Origin of the sequence: Kitasatospora sp. NPDC052896 (genome assembly GCF_044547075.1) — a bacterium.
Lineage (GTDB): Bacteria > Actinomycetota > Actinomycetes > Streptomycetales > Streptomycetaceae > Kitasatospora.
On sequence record NZ_JBITZU010000001.1, the window covers coordinates 1249497 to 1268492 of the forward strand.

General features: G+C 69.2%; 8 protein-coding genes. 1 reads left to right on the forward strand and 7 read right to left on the reverse strand.

Annotation, left to right across the window (positions count from 1 at the left end; genetic code table 11):
- Positions 1 to 103 precede the first annotated feature (103 nt).
- The gene (locus tag ACIGXM_RS05805; RefSeq protein WP_396557143.1) at positions 104 to 526 is read right to left on the reverse strand and encodes a hypothetical protein; all 423 of its coding nucleotides are present in this window, start codon (positions 524 to 526) and stop codon (positions 104 to 106) included.
- Positions 495 to 7223, reverse strand: coding sequence for an RHS repeat-associated core domain-containing protein (locus tag ACIGXM_RS05810; RefSeq protein WP_396557145.1), 6729 nt, complete (start codon positions 7221 to 7223; stop codon positions 495 to 497). Before ACIGXM_RS05810 ends, ACIGXM_RS05805 begins: the two co-directional genes overlap by 32 nt.
- Positions 7224 to 7782: 559 nt before the next feature.
- Between ACIGXM_RS05810 and ACIGXM_RS05815 the strand changes: the two genes are divergently transcribed.
- Positions 7783 to 11973, forward strand: a complete 4191-nt coding sequence (locus ACIGXM_RS05815) for a LamG-like jellyroll fold domain-containing protein (protein ID WP_396557147.1) — start codon at positions 7783 to 7785, stop codon at positions 11971 to 11973.
- A 241-nt stretch (positions 11974 to 12214) separates the two neighbouring features.
- Here ACIGXM_RS05815 and ACIGXM_RS05820 read toward each other — a convergent pair whose 3' ends face one another.
- The 5 genes from ACIGXM_RS05820 to ACIGXM_RS05840 all read right to left on the reverse strand — a co-directional run bounded on the left by ACIGXM_RS05820 (position 12215) and on the right by ACIGXM_RS05840 (position 18953).
- Positions 12215 to 12382: a hypothetical protein gene (locus tag ACIGXM_RS05820; protein WP_396557149.1), complete on the reverse strand. Its 168-nt coding sequence runs from the start codon at positions 12380 to 12382 to the stop codon at positions 12215 to 12217.
- A 15-nt stretch (positions 12383 to 12397) separates the two neighbouring features.
- A complete protein-coding gene (locus ACIGXM_RS05825) occupies positions 12398 to 15046 on the reverse strand; it encodes an ATP-binding protein (RefSeq protein WP_396557151.1) in 2649 nt (882 codons plus the stop codon).
- A gap of 165 nt (positions 15047 to 15211) precedes the next feature.
- Positions 15212 to 16930, reverse strand: a complete 1719-nt coding sequence (locus tag ACIGXM_RS05830) for a relaxase/mobilization nuclease domain-containing protein (RefSeq protein ID WP_396557153.1) — start codon at positions 16928 to 16930, stop codon at positions 15212 to 15214.
- A 38-nt stretch (positions 16931 to 16968) separates the two neighbouring features.
- Entirely contained in the window at positions 16969 to 17568 is a 600-nt protein-coding gene (locus ACIGXM_RS05835; protein ID WP_396557155.1) for a plasmid mobilization protein, read from the reverse strand.
- Between the two features lie 398 nt (positions 17569 to 17966).
- Positions 17967 to 18953, reverse strand: a complete 987-nt coding sequence (locus ACIGXM_RS05840; RefSeq protein ID WP_396557157.1) for a DUF2637 domain-containing protein — start codon at positions 18951 to 18953, stop codon at positions 17967 to 17969.
- Positions 18954 to 18996 lie beyond the last annotated feature (43 nt).

Consider the following 18996-nt stretch of genomic DNA (forward strand, 5'->3'; position numbering starts at 1 on the left):
CTCAGGGTTCCGTATGGCCACCTCGCAAGACCAGACGGTCGAGGCGAACACGAGAGCACGCCGGTCCGTGAGAAGTTCTCACGGACCGGCGTCTGGTGTTCGCTCAGCGGTTGCCGGTAGCCCCGGGCCGGCGGGTGGGCAGGCCCCACCACGCGAAAGCGGCCTGGAACGCGATCAGAGCAACCAGCAGCAGCGCGGGCCCGAAAAGGAACATGAGGCAGATCAGCGGGAATGACAGGACCAGCCCGGCCATCGCTCGTGATTCCTTTGTATACCGTATCGGAATGACCAGCAGGAGCAGCGGGATCGATATTCCGGCGAGCATCGGAATTCCTCGCCTGATCAGGTTCGGCAGTTGGGTCCAGCCCGAGTCGGTGTGCAGCTCCGTCAACAAAGCGGCGGTCGCGGCGAGGGCCAGCCAGAAGGCGGTACAGGCCAGCACGTATCTCCCGGCCGCCGTGACGAACCAGCGCAGCGCTCCCCCGGGCTGCTGGTTAGCAGGCATCGCAACCGAAGGTGTGATCACGGTTCCCAGCGAGGCCCGGCACGGTGATGATGCCGTCGTCCGGGGAGCCGCTGACCTTCTGCATGGGGTCTTGGCCGATCGTGTTCGGTGTCATGCCGGGACGGTACTGCACCACCTCCATGTCCGGATAGCTGTCGCCCTTGCGCTCCACCGATACTGAGTGACTGCCGAGGCTGATGGTCACTGTCGCATTGGCCGAGAACACCGGTATTCCGGCGTTGATGCCGTGGATGTCCACCTTGACCTCATCGGGGGTCTCGATCTCTGGGTTGATGTTGTTGTGCCACTTCAGGGTCGTCTCAGCGCTGTAGGGGCCGACGTCCAATGGCCGTGCCGGAAGCAGCGTCGGCGGGGCCGTGGGGGGTCGGCCGAACCTCGTCGCGGCGGGTTGGTAGGTTCCCGGCTCTGTGGAGGGCGCGACGGTGAAGCTGATCTCACCGGTTTCGGTGTCCCAGTACAGGACCATGCGGTAGGGGGCATCCGGGTCGTCGGAGAATCCGCGGTCGTCACCCAGTAGGGAGCCGAAGGCGGCGTCCTTGTGATGGATGAAGAACCTCACCATGATGATGCCGTGGTCGCTGCCGGCCTTGTCCATGAACCAGGTCCGCTGGGAGCCGGTCGGCTTGTCGCATCCGAACCCCGCGCTCTGGGCTTTGTCGACCTTGTCGTCCGGGGGAGAGTAGGGCTTGGTCAGGACCCCGTTGTGAACGTCGCCGCTGTCCGGATTGTCGGGGTCCTCCGGACCGGTGGTAACCACCCTGACCGGGTTGTCCGGGCCGCTTCCGGTGCCTCCGATCGGGGTGCCGATCCCGCAGAGGTCCGCCGGGCAGAGTCCGGTCGGGTCGCTGCTGTCGACCGGGTTGTTGTTGGCGTAGGCGTAGGCGTTCCACTGCTGGGGGCTGGTGGGTTGGGTGAGCGGGTCGGGGCTGATGAAGCGTCCGGTGCTCGGCTGGTAGAACCGGGCGCCGAGCGTGGTCAGTTCAGTCGTGTCGTCCTCGAGGCCGCCCACGAAGCCCTTGTCACCGGCCCAGGTGCTCGGCTGGAGGCCGCGCGGGTTGCCGAACGGATCGAGTGGACGCCTGGTCTCGGCCAGTGAGGTCCCGTCGATCGACAGTGTGTTGCTGCCGTGGTCGTCGGCGAACTCATAGGTTTGCTTGCCGCCTTGGCGGACCAGGGTGATGCCGCCGGGGATGCTGTAGTACCGGGTCCCGGTCAGTGTGCCGTCCTGGTAGGTCAGTTCGTCGTCGCCGAGGTAGACCGTGGTGTATCCAGGTGTCTGCTTCTCCAACTGCTGACCGGAAGCGTCGTAGATGTACGTGACGTTGCCGGCCTTGGGGCTGGAGAACTGGCTCAGTTGGCCCTCGCTGTTCCAGGTCAGCTTGGACTGGTTGCCGCTGGGGTCAGTGACCTGGGTGGTGTTGCCCGATTGGTCGTACTGCGTGGTGGTCACCGCCGGGGTGCCGGCGCCGGTCACTGAGCTGGCGGAGACCAGCGCGTGCGGCCCAGCGGTGGCGCCGTTCGCCCCGTTAACGGTTCCCGCGGCAGGGAAGGACTGGGTGACGGTGGTGTCCTTGGAAGTGTTGCCGGACGGGTCGTGCTGGACGAACTGAGTCCGGTTGCCGCTGGCGTCGTAGCTGTAGCTCTGCCAGTACGCAGCCGGTCCGCCGACCGTGGTGGCCGCCAGCGCCTGTGCCCCGCTGGTGGGTGAGCTGTTGGCGCAGGATCCCTGGCCACCGACCGAGGGGTTGGGGGTGAGGGTCAGGGTGCCGGTGTCCGACCAGGCGGTGGTCAGCCGGCCCAGGTAGTCGTAGCCGAAGCACTGCAGGTCCGTGCTGCTCGGTGTGTTGTCGGCGATCGACCGGACGCCGGTGACCTGCCCCGAGGGGTTGTAGGCGTAGGTGGTCTGCTGGACCGAGCCGGTGGCGGCGGTCTGCTTGTCGACGAACTGCTGCAGCTGACGGCCGGTGGACTCGTCGTAGGTGTTGGTCAGGACGATCTGGGTGCCCCACGGGTTGACCGTCGAGCGGATGTCGCGCCCGTAGGCGTCGTAGTCCGAGGACAGGTCGTAGGTGGTGGAGGCGCTGCCGAAGGTGATCAGCGGCCCGTAGACGTCGTAGTGGTAAGTGACGGTCTCGGCCGGGATGTCCGCGACCGCCGAGCGATTGTCGGCCGTCAGCGCGCCAGTGATCGGGTCGTAGGCGGCCTGGTAGGTGTAGGTGAACGGAGTCGAACCCTGGCCGATGTCGGTGCCCGGGATCGTGGTCGTGGTCTTGGTCGGGTGGTAGGCGGTGTCGTAGGCCAGCACGTTGCTGGTGTACGCGGTGCCACCCGCCCCGCCCACATAGCGGGTCGAGGAGGCGGGCTGGCCCTTGACCACGGTGTCGTAGGCCTGCGCGGTCAGCTGGTTGGCCGATGACACCGATCCCTGGTAGGAGCCGGTCTTGCGGCCCAGCAGGTCGTAGGTGTAAGCGATGGTCTGCCCGCGGGCATCGGTCTGGCTCACCAGGCTGCCGCCCGGGTTGTAGACCTGGGTCACGGTTCCGCTGTCCGGATCGGTCGACCTGGTCTGGCGGCCACGCAGGTCGTAGCTGTAGGTCCAGTTGTTGCCCGATGAGTCGGTGCGGGTGGCCGGCTTGCCGGAGGGCGTGGAGGTGAACGTGGTGACGTCCGCGTCCGACGCGTTACCCGTGGCGGTGGTGGTCCTGTACTGCCAGATCTGCGCCACCTGGCCGCGGGCGTCGGTCACGGTGCTGGTCGGCGTGGTACCGGCAGGCGGGGTGACATCGGTGCGGTCCACACCCGGGTAAGCGGTGGTGGTCGTGGTCTGTACCACGCCGTAGGCCAGGAACTGACTGCTGACCGGCCGGCCCCGGCCGTCGAAGACCGTGTCGGTCTGCGCCGGCACCTGCTGGGTGTTCGTCTGGTACAGCGTGGTGCTGGGTGCGCTGTCGTTGTTGTACCAGGCCGCGTTGGAGCGGGCGGTGCGGCCCTGCGAGTCGTACATCGTGTCGGTGATCACGCGGCCGGTGTAGGCCGAGATCGCCGGGTCCGCCTGTACCTGCACGGTCCGCGCCAGCCCGTCCATGATCTGGATCGAGGTGGTGTAGGACTGGTTCGACAGCAGAGTCTTGGTGGTGATGGTAGGCGGCACCAGTGCGTTGTTCACCACCCCCGGTACCGAGTAGGCGAAGGTCGTGCTGGCCGGCTGACCGGTTGGCTCACCCGGCTGCCAGACTGCGGTGAGGCGGCCGAGCTCGTCGTAAGTCCGGGTGGTCACCCGTCCGTTGGGGTCGGTCGTCACCAGCGGCAGGTCGCGGCCGGCGGCCAGCGTCGTGGTGGTGACCCGGCCCGCGCTCTGCGCGTCCGGGGCACCGGCTGGCGCCGGGGTGGTGACGGTCATCGCGTTGGGCAGCTCGCCGGGGTTCGCCGAGGAGTACGCGGTGGTGATCGTGACACCGTTGGGGTGGGTGGCGTCGGTGTGGTTCGGGTCGGTCACCGCCATCGAACGTCCGTAGGCGTCGTAGGTGGTGACCGCCGACGTGGTGAAGGTCGGGTTGCCCGAGCCGTCGATGCCCTCCACCGCCTGGGCACTGGTCACCTCGTGCTTGGCACCGAGCTGGCCGAGCGGCTGCCCGTCGTAGAGCGAGCGGGTCCAGGTCACCGTGTTGGCCGCGGTCGGCGTCGTGGTGCACGCCCCCGTGCCGGAGATGGTCTGCTGCTCGGAGAGCAGGGAGGAGACCTGCGGGTCGGGGCCGGCCGCGTACACGTCGCGCTCACAGCTGTCCGGTAGGTTGTCCGCACTGTTCAGCGTGGTCAGCACCCGGTTGCCGTGGACCGGGTCGGTGGTCGTGGTGGTACTGGTGGTCCGCCAGCTACCGTCTGCCTTCAGCGCCTTGGTCGTGGAGACTGCGGTGGTGGAGGCGTAGCGGGCGATCAGGGCCGGCAGGCTGCCGCGGCTGTGGGTCGCGGTGGTCGACGGGCCGCTGCTGGTGTTCACGGTGTACGAGGTGATCGAACCGCCGGCCGCCGAGTAGGTGTCGGACTCCAGGGTCTGGCCGGAGAGCCAGTCGGTATCGGTGACCGTCCCGCTCCTGGGACCCGCCACCGTGACGCTGCGGGTACTGCCGTTGGCCAGCAGGTCGCCGTCCATGCCCTGGTAGAAGGTGCTGGACGTCTGAGCCTGGGGCCCGTCCTGGCCGCTACCGGTGGTGGTGGTGACCGAGGCGTAGCCGCGGAACTGGTCCCAAGTGCGGTCCATGTTCTTGGTCAGCGGTGAGTCGTCGCGGTGCCAGGCGGCGTTGCCGTAGGTGTAGGAAGTGGTTTGCGGAACCGAGTTGGTGATGTTCGGGTTCACCGTCACGCTGGCCACCGGGTAGCGCAGGAACCAGTCGTCGATCGGCTGGGCGCCCGGTTGCTCGGTGCTGGGGTGCCATTTGACGTTGAAGCAGGACAAGGTGTCGCTGTCCGCCGAGGTCGGCATCACGTTGCTCACCCGGGAGCAGGCTGGCGGGGCGTAGTTGACGCCGATCGTGCCGCCGGTCTCAGTGGTGATCAGCTGGATGCGCGGGCGGTTGAACGCCGGACGGGCCGGGACCAGGTTGGTGCCGTCCACCCGGTTGGGCAGCAGTTCATCGGTGAAGGTCACTGGCGGTAGAGGGACCTGCGTCCCGGACGCGGTGGAGTCCTGTCCGGTTCGCTGCACCGAGCCGAGCCAGGGCACCTGGGTGTTCTCCGTGGCGTTCTGCACGTTCACGAAGCTGTGGTTCAGCGTGTAGGTGTCCACCGGGATGTACTTGCCACCCGACCGGATCTGGGTACTGATGCCGGAAAGCCACTTGGTGCTCCAGAAGGTGGGCTGGTAGTTGGTGCACGAGCCCGTGGCACCGCACTGTTCGTCCATCGGAACGTCCGGCCAGTTCCCCGCGTTGGCGCTGGTGCGCTGCGACGGGTCGCAGGCCGACGTGGACGTGACGCAGCGCTCGGAGGAGTTGAAGGCGATCTGCGCGGCCGCTTGGTAGGTACCGCCCGCGTTCAGCTGGTCGGACAGCAGCTGGCCGTAGCTGATCGTGTTCAGCACGCCGGCCCGGGTGTAGATGGTGTTGGTCCCGGTGCCGTTGTTCTGACCGCCGCCCAGCGCGTAGTAGTTGGTCTCCGGCGTGTAGGTGAAGCTGGTCAGGTTGCCGTGTGGGTCGACGTAGTAGTCGAGGTTCCAGCGCCAGGCCATGGTGCACCAGGAGTTCTGGCCTTTGCCGCTGTCGTAACACGGGTCACCGCTCTTGGGAGAGTAGACCGGCACCGTGTAGGCCGAGTTGCTGGCCGGACCGGTGGTGGTCGGGTTGCCGTTGGGGTCGGGCAAGTGGTTCAGGCCCAGGTAGTAGGCGCCGCCGGAGGTGTCGGTCACCTTGATGTAGGCGCCGTTCCAGGTGCCGTTGGTGGCACCTGTCAGGAACTGGACCTTGATGCCGTCGTCGTCCTTCAGCCGCCAGGTGCAGTTCGACTGCTCGGTGGTGCCGGGGGCGTTCGCCTGGCAGCTCGCGTCGTCGGGCACCAGCTCACCCGAGTGGCCGGCTAGCGAGAGGGTCAGGTTGGCACCCGCCCAGCAGTCGTCCATCGAGTTGTTGATGCCGTCGTTGTCACAGGGCTGGTAGGAGCGCTCGACGTAGCCGGGACTGTAGCTCCAGCCGTCACCGATCCACGACGCCTGGGAGTTGGTGGAGGAGGTCTCGCCGTCCACCGCCGAGGAGTCGTAGGCGAGCGCGACCTGCGGCTGCGCGCCACCGAGGGTCGGTGGCGCGGCGATCGGGTAGTTGTAGGTGAACGAGCCCGAGGATCCGCCGGCCGTCCAGGCCTGCGAGGGGTTGAGGCTGGTTGCCGCGTACGTGCCGGCGCCGCTGGAGGAGCCGCTGACGGTGGCGAGCACCATCGGCGCCGCGGTCTGCATCTGCGTCCGGTCCGTCGTGGACATGGCGTGCGGCTCGCCGCGCGGCGTGGTAGCCCTCGCCGGCAGGACGACGTCGGCGACCAGCTTCTTGGCGGCCGCGTCGTAGTGCGAGGAGACCGGCGTCTGCGCCAGACAGCCGGGCAGCTGAGGAGTCGAGAGGGAGCAGGCGGGCAGCTCGACCAGCCGAGCACGGTCGGTCCAGTCGCCGCCGGTGGCGTTGCCCAGCTGGTCGACCTCGACGGCCACCCGGACCTGGCTCCGGACCGAGGAGTCCGCCCGCAGTAGCGAGAACGCGACTCCCGATATACCGGCCGCGGAGGTGGTCTTGTCATCGGCCACGGTCACCCGCACGGCCTGCGCGGAGGCATTCGGGGAGCCGGCCAGGGGAGCCAGGCTCACCGGCAGGCCCTGTGCCTGGACGGCGGCGCCGGCCGCCGGCTCGGTGGCCTGGGCACCGTCCGCATGGGCGGCGGCCTTCGAGTCGACGGCCGGCGCGGTGCCGAGCACCACGTCGGCTGTGCCGTGCGGTCGGGCCTCGACGACACCGGCGGCCGGCGGCTGCCAGGTCGGGGGCACCGGGTGGGCCGGCTTGGTCACCGGTGTGGATGGGGCGTTCTTGCCTTTCACCGAAGGCGTCCTGGGCAGCGCGGTCTTCGGCGGCGACCACTTCCGGGAGTAGTCGTGCAGGTCTGCCGCACCGGCCACCTGGGCCGGGACCAGCAGGGAACCCACCAACGTCATCGCGCTGACTGCCACCAGCTTCCCGGCAAGCGATCCAGGCGGTCTGCTTCGGGTCGAACTTCGTCGATGAACCAGCATGTGTCCTCGTTTAGTTGATTTACAGTCAACTTCTCTTGGCGTGAGCCGTTCGCACACTACGGGCCGACACGTTCCGCCGCTCGATGATTCGCGAAGTAGCCGACGGACGGAGCTGATCTCACCAGGCGCCCTATCAGCTCAACTCAAGCTGAGCTCAAGGATGTTGAAATTCTGACAGTGAGTCATATCACTGACTCACCAATGCCTTGAATGCAACCAAAGGGGACATGTCACCGCCAAAATTGCTTGCTTGAATGGCATCCACCCACCACCGTGCTCCCTGACCTCTGTACAGAGAGCATGGAGCTGCTCACGTTCCTTGGGGGGAATCACCACCTTGAACAGACACCGCCGGCGCAGGCCGGCCCAGACCCGCCTCCTGGCACTGGCCGCCGCAGCGACACTCGCTGTCACGCTCGCCGGTCCGGGAGCGCGCGCCGCCTCGGCCGTGGACATGCCCTCCCAGAGCGCCATTACGGCCGCGACCGCGCAGCGCATGAAGGAGGAGCCTCCGGCCGACGAGACCGACAAGGCCATCGCGCAGGCGAAGGCCACTGGTGGGAACGTCCCGATCGACTCGCTGACCACCGAGTTCAGCGAGACGGTGGCCACGCCCGCCGGCCACCTGCAGCTGACCGAGCACCCTGACCAGCAGCGGATGAAGAGGAACGGCACCTGGGTCCCCCTGGACGCCACGCTCGTCACCAACTCCGACGGGACGTTCTCGCCCAAGGCGGCGGCCGGCTCGCTGGTGCTGTCCAAGGGGGGCGACGGGCCGCTGGCCACGATGACCAGCGGCAACGGCAAGAAGCTGGCGATCACCGCGCCGTTCAGCCTGCCGGCCCCGACGGTCAATGGTGACGTGCTGACTTACGCGGACGTCGCCCCCGACACCGATCTGCAAGTCACCGCCACCAAGTTCGGTGGCCTGACCACCGTAGTAGTCCTCAAGACCCGGGCCGCCGCAGCCAACCCGGTGGTCCGCGATCTGCATTTCGGGACCACCGCCGATGGAGTGACGCTCAGTGCCGACAAGAGCGGCGCCCTGACCGCCAGCGGCAGCAACGGCGCGGTCCTCTGGACCGCGCCGACCCCGCAGATGTGGGACAGCTCCACGGCCCCGACATCGGCGGCCGAGGCCGCCGCCCGGACCGCCGACGCCGGGGCGCCCACAGCGAACGTTCCCACCACCGATGCCCAGGAGCACAGCCGAGCGACGAGCACCCAGGCCGGTCCCGGAGACGGGGCCAAGGTCACCCAGATGCCGGTGAAGGTGAACGCCGACGGCATCGACCTGACTCCCGACCAGAACCTGCTGGCCCACGGCACCGCTCCGTTCTACATCGACCCGGCCTGGATCCCCTACAGCAACCAGGCCAGCGCCTGGACCTGGGTGCAGGCCGCCTATCCGAACCTCTCCAACTGGGATCGCAGCGGCAGTGCCGACACCGACCACCCGGGGGTCGGCCTGTGCGGCTACTACGCCGCAGGCGGCAGTTGCTCGCCGACCGACACCTACCGGAGCTTCTTCCAGTTCGACACCGGCGCCCTGAACGGCACCACCATCTACTCGGCCACCCTGACCTTCTCCGAGTACGTGTCCGCCGACTGGTCCTGCACGAACACCTACCCGCTGGACCTCTACCTGACCGGTGGCATCAGCAACGCCACCACCTGGTCCAACCAGCCCGGCCAGGCCGGCGGCCGGCTCGGCGAGGACACGATCGGCGGCTCGGGCAACGGCGCGTGCCACGACAACGTACCGTTCAGCTACGACGTCACCTCCACGTTCCAGCAGTACGCCGGCACCTACCCGAATCTCACCTTCGGGCTCTACGGCAACGAAAGCAACGACAACGCGTTCAAGCGGCTGACCACCAACCCGTCGCTGACGGTCAGCTACGACCGCGCGCCCAACCTGCCGACCAACCCGAACGTCACCCCCGCGCCGAAGACCATCAGTCCCTCGCGGACCACACAGTCCTGCGGTGACGGCAACTCGGCGGACTGGGCCTGGCTGGGAGCCGGCAGTGACCGGACCGGGGCGGTCGCCATCAACGGAACCGTCTCCAGTCCGACCCAGGCCCAGCTCTACAGCTGGAGCCACATCTGGGACTACAACCTCCCGGGCACCCCGGACGTCGCCTCCGGCCTCTCGTCGCCGGTCCCCAACAACAGCACCGCATCATTCACCATCCCGGCCGGGGTGATCAAGGACGGCCACTCCTACGGCTACAGCCTCATGGCCACCGACAACCTGCCTGGCGCGCCCTGGTCCGGCGCGACCCCGACCTGCTTCTTCAAGGTCGACCTCACCCCGCCGACCATCAGCTTCCCGCCGGTCACCGACCTGACCACGCAGTTCCCGCCCTCGGGCAGCGGCCAGGTCAGCAAGCTGCTCGCCGGCCAACAGGGCTACATCCCCTTCTCGGCCACCGATCCGAACCCCAGCGGCCTCAACTCCTCGGGCGTCGCGTGCGTCACCTGGGGCCCGGACCCACAGCTCTCCGACCAGACCACCACGACCGCGTGCGGATCGGCCATCCCCGCCAACCAGCTCCCGGTGAAGCCCGGCCACTGGGGCACCAACGTGATCTACGTTCGAGCCCAGGACAACGCCGGCAACCTCTCCCCGGTCGCGCAGTACTCCTTCTACGCGGCGTGGAACCCCAACGGGCCGCCCCCGGCCTTCGGCAACGTCACCGGCGACAGCGTGCCGGACATCGTCACCGCTGACACGGCGGGCAACCTCCGCGCCTACACCGTGCCCGGCAACCCGCTCGCCACGTCGGTCAACACGGCGGACGCGGCGAAGGCCGCCAGCTCACCCGACGGCGACTCATGGGCCGACTACCGCGTCACCCACCGCGGCAGCCTGCGCGGCGGAATGAACGTCGACGACCTCATCGTCCACAAGGACGGTGAGGCGAACCTCTACTTCTACCCGAACCCGGGCAACACCGGCATCCCCGGCGTGTTCGACTCGCACAGCCAGCTCACCAAGCCGGCCTGCGACCCGACCGTCACCGACTGCACCGGCTATGACGCCACCAACTGGTCCACCACGACCCAGATCGCAGCCCTCGGCGACCCCAGCACCACCAACCTGGACACCAACAAGAAGTTCCAGAACCGCACCGGCCTGCTCACCGTCGAAGCCAGTCCGGACGGCAACGGTGCACTCTGGTACTACCCCACCATCAGCGACGCCACCTTCGGTTCCCCCATCAAGATCGCGGCCACCGGCTGGAAGAACCTGCAGCTGATCTCCCCCGGCGACTGGGCCAAGCAGGGCCACCCCGGACTGTGGGCCCGCGACGTCACCAACGGCAACCTCTACGCCTACACCTTCAACCTGGGCTCCGGCAGCATCACCGACCAGTTCGGCAATGCGTCCACCTACCCGATCATCACGAGCATCGCCACCACGGCGACCGTCGGCAACGTGCCCTATACCTCCGCTCCGGCCATGGGCTCCGACGGCGACCTCACCGGCGCCGGCACCTCCGCGCTGTGGGCCATCACGCCCAGCGGCGGCGTCGAGCTGTGGACGAGCACGGTCACCGGGACCACCACCGCTCCCAGTCTCACCTGGAACGGCCCGAGCACCGTACTGAACACCTCGCTCGGGGCGGACCAGTGGCCGCTGAACGCCGCCAACACCAACAACGGCATCGCCACCGACAGCACCGGCCAGAACCCGCTGACCCTGCCGAGCAGCCCCACCTGGACCACCGACCACAAGGGCAACGCCAATGCGGCCGCCGCGTTCAACGGAAGCGGCAGCATGTTCAGCACCCAGACCACGGGCATCTGGGGGATCTACAACCTGACCGCAGGCACGGTACTCAACCCGGGCCAGCGTGTCACGGCGGTCAACATGACGCTGACCATGCAAACCGACGGCAACCTGATCCTCGCCGCGCTCAACTCGCCGACGGTCCTGTGGGCCTCGGGCACGTACAACCACCCGGGTGCCACGGCCACCATGCAGCCGGACGGCAACTTCGTCATCTACGACACCAACCGCACCGCACTGTGGGCCACCGGTACGAACAACAACCCCGGTGCCCTGCTCAGGCTGCAGAGCGACCACAACCTGGCCGTCTACACCGCGAGCAACCAGCCGATCTGGCAGAGCGGCACGTTCAACGCCACCTACAACACCCCGATCGCCGTGGCCACCAACGGAGCCGCAGTCGACACCAGCACCAGCTACACCCTCTCGGCCTGGGTCCGGCTGGACGGCAGCACCGGTAGTGACCAGAGCTTCGTCTGCCAGAACGGTGACACCCTGCCGCCGATCAACCTGCAGTACATGCACGCCAGCCAGGCCTGGGGCGCGCTCGCACCGTCCCAGGACGACTGGAACGCGGCATGGCCCGCGGTGGCCTCGGCCAACGGCTCGGCGACCACGGGCAACTGGACCCACCTCGCGGTCACCTACAGCGCCGACACCCACGCCCTGACGCTCTACGTCAACGGCACCTACGCCGGCTCCACCACCCAGTCCACGCCCTGGGGTGCGAGCACCACGCCCAATGCGGCCCGTGCGTTCACCATCGGCGCCTGCTACATGAACAACAACACCACTGTGATCAACAAGCTGGACGGGGCCGTCAGCGACGTCCGCAGCTACCCGTACGCGATGACCACGCAGCAGATCACCGCGCTCTACAACAGCTGATCAGACCCCGCTCCACCCAGGAGGGGCCGTATGCGGCACAGGCCGCCGACGGCCCCTCCGCTGCATGCGCGGGCCCGGCTCAGGGGCGCTCGTGGCCCAACGAGCCGAGCGCCCCGCCTCGCCCGGCAGTGGCCGCATCCCGCCCGTCACGCCGGCTCGCCGACCCGGCGTGACCAGCCCCCAGGCCCCTGCCGAGGCACTCACCACTAACCCAACGACCCCGAACCGGAGCGGCACCCATCTAGAAGCTCACCACGCGCGTGAAGTCGGTGCGCTGCTTCCCGCCGGCGCCGACAAACCCGCTCTCGCGGCAGTGCTCCAGCAGTCGGTCGAAGACGAGGCGTTCCATGCCATGCCCGAGTAACCTCGTGCGGAACCAGGCCAGTACCGTGAAGCCGAAGCCGGTCAACTCCCACACCCGGGGCTACCGGCGGTCTGCGGCCAGCTGGTTGGCCACGGCTTGGTAGGCGAGGGCGGTGAGGCGGGGGGTGTTGGGCAGCCGGTTGTTGACCAGGGTCTTGACGGCGTCCTCCCAGGGCAGGGAGGGGCGGTGGGCGTGGAGCTGGGCGAGGTCGGCCTGGCCGATGCTGGTGATGCGCTCCGTGTCGAGGTCGGCGTACACCGCTCGGACCAGCTGGTCCATGGCGAACATGGCGTCTACCGCCTCGCCGACGGCCCCGACGACGCGATGGTGCAGTTGCTGCTGGGCGGTGGAGCGCAGCTCGCTGTCGGGGGGTATCACCTTGCCGGTGGCGTTGTGGCGGGCGAGTCCTTCCTCGATGTAGGCGATGAGCTCCGGGGAGGAGAAGGCGTTGAGTTCGACGCGCTGATAGCGCCACTTGGCGGGCTCGCCTTTGGTATTCCAGGTGAAGGGGGTGCCGGTGAACCAGTCGCGGGCGACCTCGGACAGGCGGTCCACGATGCCGGCGGGCAGCGCGGCGTCGCGGGTGTCGGGCTCGGCCTCCAGGCCCTTGGTGATGGCGTCCTCGACGGTCAGGCCGAGGTCGATGACCTCCACCCGATGGTCGGGCATGCGGGCGGTCTCCTCGCCGAGGGTGCGGGCGATGTTGTAGCCGTAGGGGTCGGCGTCGTGCAGGACGAAGATCCGCACGTCGCCGGGGGGCATCTTGGCGAGCAGGTCACGGCATGCCTCGGTGCCGTAGCCCTCGTTGGTGATGACGGCCATGTCGTACTTCTCGGCGATACCGGACTCGCGCACCGGTGGCCACAGGCCCGTCTTCTCGATGACGAGGATCTTGTTGTAGCTCCACTTCGGCGGGATGTACTCCCGGACCTCACGGGTGCCCAGGTGCACGTCCCGGATCCCGTCGGGGTCGTGGGGGTGGTGCAGGGTTCCGCGCGGCTCGCGGTACAGGCCCGGGATGGGGCCGTTCTCCTTCTCCCACTGGGGGATCAGGTTCTGCTCGACGTACTGGGCGTTGAGCTTGGCCCCGGCCGGCAGGAGCTTCAGCGCGAGCGGGCGGATCTTGTAGAACAGCGTGTGGGAGGAGAACGACAGGCCCTCGCCGCCGCGGGCCTGGCCAATGGCCTCACGCATGACCGCGAATACGGCGGCTTTCTTGGACACCTTCGGCGCGCCCAGGCTGGCGGTGTTGGCCTTGTGCGCGCGCATCGCCGCCCGTTCTTCGCGGCGGTCGGCGCTCTTCTTGGAGCGCTGGTCCTTGGCCAGCACGCGGGTCGCGGCAGTGAGGGCCTTCGCGCAGGCGTCGGCGGCCTCGGGCGGGATGACGAGCGCGGTCTTGCCCTTGTCGGTGAACTGCGGCACCGGGCAGACCAAGTGCACGATCGCGGCCCGGCGGAACTGGTTGCCCTCCCCGGGGGCGGCATCGGTCAGGGACAGGAACGTGCGCGCCCCGGTGCTGGTGAAGCCGTCGCCGGCCAGGTGGGTGGCGGCCAGCGGGTCGCCGAAGGTCGCCGAGTAGTTCACGGCGAAGCTCACGGTGCCAGGTCGCTTCGTGCGGGCCGCTGTCACCTCGATGCTCCACGGGATCCCGGCCGCATCCGTCAGCTGCTTGCGCGAGAACCATGCCTCCTCGACGCCGAAGGCATGGTCCAGGACGTGGGTGTAGTGGTCGCGGGGGACCTGGCCGAGGTAGGTGGGCGTGGGCAGCTTGCTGTGCTCCTTCATGGCGGCCAGCAGCACCGGGACCTGGTCCCGGTGCTGCTCGAAGCCGGACAGGTGCGTGATGCCGGGGACCTGTTCGGCGACCTTCTTGGCCTTGGCCGAGCCGGTCAGGCCTGCGAAGGTGTTGGTGAACGCCCGCACGGTCAGGTCCGCACCACCCTGCTGGTGCTCGCGGATGTGGGCGAAGACCAGCTTCTTCATCGCGGCATCGTCATAGTGGTGTGCGCTGGTCGGGTCGGTGGGCAGGGGCTTGCGCCACCCCTTGGGCGCGGTGGGCTTGTAAATTCCGGCCCCCTGCGCGCAGCCGGTCTGACCGTGGTCAACGATGCGCGCGTGCGGGTTGACGAGGGCGAAGTTCTGCAGCCAGGTAGCCGTCTTCTCGTCCGTGACCAGCTCGGTCGGCAGCGGCACGGTGACCGACGTGCCGGTGGTGCGGGTGGAGGGGGCCTTCGTGTGGCGGATGGCGACCTCGCCCGAGGGGTCGGCGGACACGGCGATCTCGTGCCGCACGCCCAGCGCCTCGACCACTACCGGCTCCGTGACGCCGAGCGCGTAGGGGATGCCGAGCAGGGTCTTGAAGGCGTTGCCTTGCATCCCGCGGGTCGGCGAGCGCAGGCTCTCCTTGTCGGAGACGTTGCGGGTGAAGTCCAGGATCCGCTCGACCACCCCGCTCGGCATGCCGGGGCCGTTGTCCGTCACGCTCACCCGCGCCACACCATCGGCCCAGGACACCTCAAGGCCGATCTCCGGACGCACGCGCGCGGACTCCGCCGCGTCGAGCGCGTTGTCGAGCAGCTCCTTGATGACGACGTCGCCGAACCTCGCACGGGGCTGGCCGGTCTGGGACTGCAAGGCTTGCGCTTCCAGGAACTCCGCGCTGCGGGACGTCGAGAACACGGTGCGCTGCACGACCGGGGTGGGACTCAAGAAGCTGTCTCCAAAAGCTGACGAGGATGATGGGTTGCCTCTGTCGCCGCCTGGGCGGCAAGCGGAGAGGAAAGGCGAGAAAGAGCCCTGCGGGCCTGTAGCTGCCAGCAGGGTGGGGGTTGGTGGGCGGGTGCGGTGGGGCTCCGCACCCGCCCACCGGGTTGGTCACCGTGTGCGGCGCACCGTCTCGGGTGCGGGCGGCGCCGGCGGCCGGGGCGGCTGGGCAGCCGTGCCTGCCGGTGTGATGGTGCGGCCGGTGGCGCTCCTGGAGCGGGCCGCGCGGGTGCGGCGTTCCTCCGCTGTGGCCTTCGGCGCCGGGGCCGGGAGGCGGCTGTTGCGCCGGACGCGCCAGGTCAGCACGGCGGCGGGCGAGTCGGCGCTGGCCAACTCGCGTTGCCCGGCGACCTGGGTGAGCAGGGCCTGCGAGTCGTGGCCGGCCTGCTCGGCTTCGGCCAGGGTGGCAGCGAGCGCCGCCCAGCCGTCCTCGGCGAGCACCCGGGCGGCCTGGTCTGCGGGCAGCGCCTGGCGGACCGCCGCCTCCTGCCGGTCACGGACCGGCTCCGGGAGCTGACGGCCGCGGACGTCGAGCAGGGCGACCGGGCGTCCGGCGTGCCGGCCGTAGGCGGTGCGCAGGTGCGCAGCCGCCGCGTCCGCGGCCTCGGCCTGGCGCTGGTGGCCTTGGGCCGCATGCCACTTGGCGATCACGATCGCCAGCAGGACCAGGCTGCACAGGACCGTCGCGGCAGCAGCCCCCTCGTCGCCGCTGCCGCCCGAGGGTCCGCCGTAGAGGAGTTCGCGGGCGGCCGAGCGCATCGCCCTCACCTCGGCGCGGGCCGCGCGGGTGCCGGCGACGGCGGTGTACTCCAGTGCCCGGGCGGCGTGGTTGATCTCCTTCCTGGACAGGACGGGGCTGGTGAGGGCGAGGGTGTCGAGCACCTCGATGGCACCGCTGACCACTGCGGTGACCTGGGTGATCCAGGGGGCGTCGTCGACGGTGGCGGTGGCCCGGTCGATGGTGGTGCTGGCCCGGTACCGGACCGTGGACGACCACACCAAATCGCCCATGCGGTTGGACGGGGGCTCGTCGACGCCGACGGCGAAGCGTCCGTGGATCTTGGGCAGGGTGAGGTCGGCGGCGAGCTTGCTGCCGGAGAACCACACCGGCTTCTCCCCGTCCGACACCGGGGCCAGGGCGAACGTGTAGCCGGACGGGTCGCCGGAGGGCTTGCGGCGGATGTCGTACTGGATGCCCTGGGCGGTGAGGCGGGCGAGGAACTCCTCCTCGCTGGCGGCGCCGGCCAGCGCCCGACGCACACCGGTCCGCAGCCGCTCGCGCCCGGTCTCCTCCTGGCCCAGCCGCTCGGCCTTGCGCAGTTCGCCACTCTTGGCGCGCTTGGGGATCGCATCCCGGTACTCCGGGGTGCGGGTGTCGGACAGGTCCTTGAGCCCGTACTGCCGCTCGATCTCGGTGAGCTCGGTCTCGGCCCGGAACTGGTCACCGCGTATGCGGGCCTGGGTCAGGTCGGCGCGCACCGTGGTGGCGAGGATGTGGATGTGGTTGTCCCCGTGGTGCACGGCGATCCACCGGCATCCGTCCGGATCACCGTCAGGGGCGATACCGGCGACGGCCACGATCCGGCGGGCAACGTCCGCCCACTCCTCGTCACTCAGGTTCCGGTCGGAAGGATCGGCACGGACCATGCGGTGGTAGACGTGCTTCTTGATCGGCCCGTACCGGACGACGTGCAGATCCAGGACGTCCCGCAGCTGGGCAAGCGTGGCCTGCGGATCACGGCCCGGGTCGGGGGCGAAGCCGTCCCAGGACGCGACGAGATGCGGATCGGTGTGCTCGTTGCGCCTGCCCGGACCGTACAGGTACTGCAAGGCTCCGAGAGTGTTCTTACCGGAGCGGACCGTGGTAATCACCGGCGACCGGCCTTCGCCACCCGCATCGCAGTAGCGTCGACCTGGGCGGCGGCCCGGCGAGTCTCCATCATCAGCTCCGTTGCCCTCTCCAGGGTGCCCTGTGCCGGGCCGGGCTCGATGCCGATCTGGGCGTTGAGCTGGAAGGCGATCTGGTTGACGTTGACGCCGACCCGGCCGATCTGGAACCGCGCGGCATCCAGCGCCTGCACGGCCCCGTCGAGCTGCTCGTCGCAGGTCACCATGCCAGCGCCGCCCGGGGTCAGGGCCTGGCGTTCCAGGTAGTCGGCCACGTTCAGGCCAGCCGCCTGCGCGAGCCGCTTGATCTGCGCTTCACACTCCGCGGTGCAGCGGAAGCCGAGCTTCTTCGTCTTGGGGTTGTCGTTGTCACGTCGGCGGCGCTTGGGACGGCGGACACTGACGCGCTCAGCACGGTCAGCAGCGGGGGCGGGAGCGGACGGCTCGACGGCGGGCTTCTCCTCCTGCTCCGCCGCGCCCTCGCGGTGGAGCTCCGGTGCTGCCGCCCTCGGCAGCACCGGCACGTCCACGCCCTCCTGGGCGGGGACGTCCGCGTGCGTGGCCCCGTAGGGGCCCCGCACGCACTCGCTTGCTCCGCCTGGGGCAGGTGGGTGGTCAACTCCGTTGCGGTGCATGGAGCTTACAGGCTTCCCGAGCAGGCTGTTCAGGGTTCGGCGGACGGCGTTCACGCGTCGTTTTCCTCGGTGGCGGTGGGCGATTCGGGCTGGTGGGTGTGTGGGTGTGCGGTGTCCGGATGGTTGACGGTTTGGCTATGCCGGAATTCGCAGGTATAGGCGGCACGCCAGGCGCGGCCTTCCCGGGACCGACCGTCGCGTGGGACTGGTGTCCGCAGTGCGAGTCGAGTCCGGCCGGGCGCAGCGACCGGGCGGCGGTGAACTTCTGCCGAGTGCGGCGGTGGGTCGGCAGAAGTCGGTGTCCGGCCGACCAAGGCAGGTCGGTCGGCCAGACACCGGAGCGGTCAGTCGGCCTCGGGGTGCCGGCGGTTCTGTCCGCCGTTCCACTCTCGGCGGAGCTGCTTCATCAGTTTCGTAAGGCGGGTACTGCCGAGCGGAAGGTCGGCCTCGCGGACGGCCTGTTCGACGATCGCGCGGGTGAGGCGCCCCTCGGCGGCGACCGCCGCGAGGCCGACCTCCATCAGCTGCTCCATCGACGCGCCCGGCGGTCGGCCGATGGCCTTGCCCTGCACGGCGGAGGCAAGACCGTCGACACAGGTCACCTCCGGTGTGTCGGCGGACTCGGCCTGCTCGCCGACCGCGGTGTGCCGGGTGCCGATCGGCTGGTCGTCGCCTTCTGCCGGCTGGGGATCGGGCAGTGCGTCACTCCACTCGGCGGGCAGAAGTCCGGCGGCGGACAGCAGCGTCAGCAGTGCGGTCTCCTCACTGCGGTCCTCCGTGTGCTGCGGCTGGACATCGGCGCCGTGGTCTCCGGCTGCCGGGGCGGCAGAAGGCTGGCTGAGCGGACCGACGTTCTGCCCACCGCGGCGGATCGCCGTGTTCTGGCCCTGGCGGGCGATGAGGATGTACAGGTGGACGGCGCCGCCGAGGGCGAGCGGGGCAAGGGTGGACAGAACTCCGACGACGGTGTTGCTCAGCTTCAGCCCGGTGCTGGGGGTGGGCAGTTGGTTGAGCCGGATGGCGTGCAGGGCGTTGGCCCAGACGCTGGTGGCGGTCGCTCCGGCGAAGAGCGTCCACGCGTAGGCGCGGGCCGGCCAGTGGGCGTCGCGCAGGACGAGCAGGGCGCGCACGCCGTAGGCGATGAAGCCGTCGATGATGACCGGGAACAGGTAGGTGAGCGGGCCGCGGACGTGGGTCGCGGCGGCCATCTGCCGCAGGGCGTCGTAGGACAGGACGAAGCCGAGCACGCCGAGCAGGCCGACGGCAAGGCGGTCCCAGACGGTGACCCGGGCGGACGGCGTGTGGGCAGGGGATATCGCGGCGGTGGTCACGTGTGGTGCTCCAGGGGTGGCCTCGCCGCAGGCGCGCATGGCG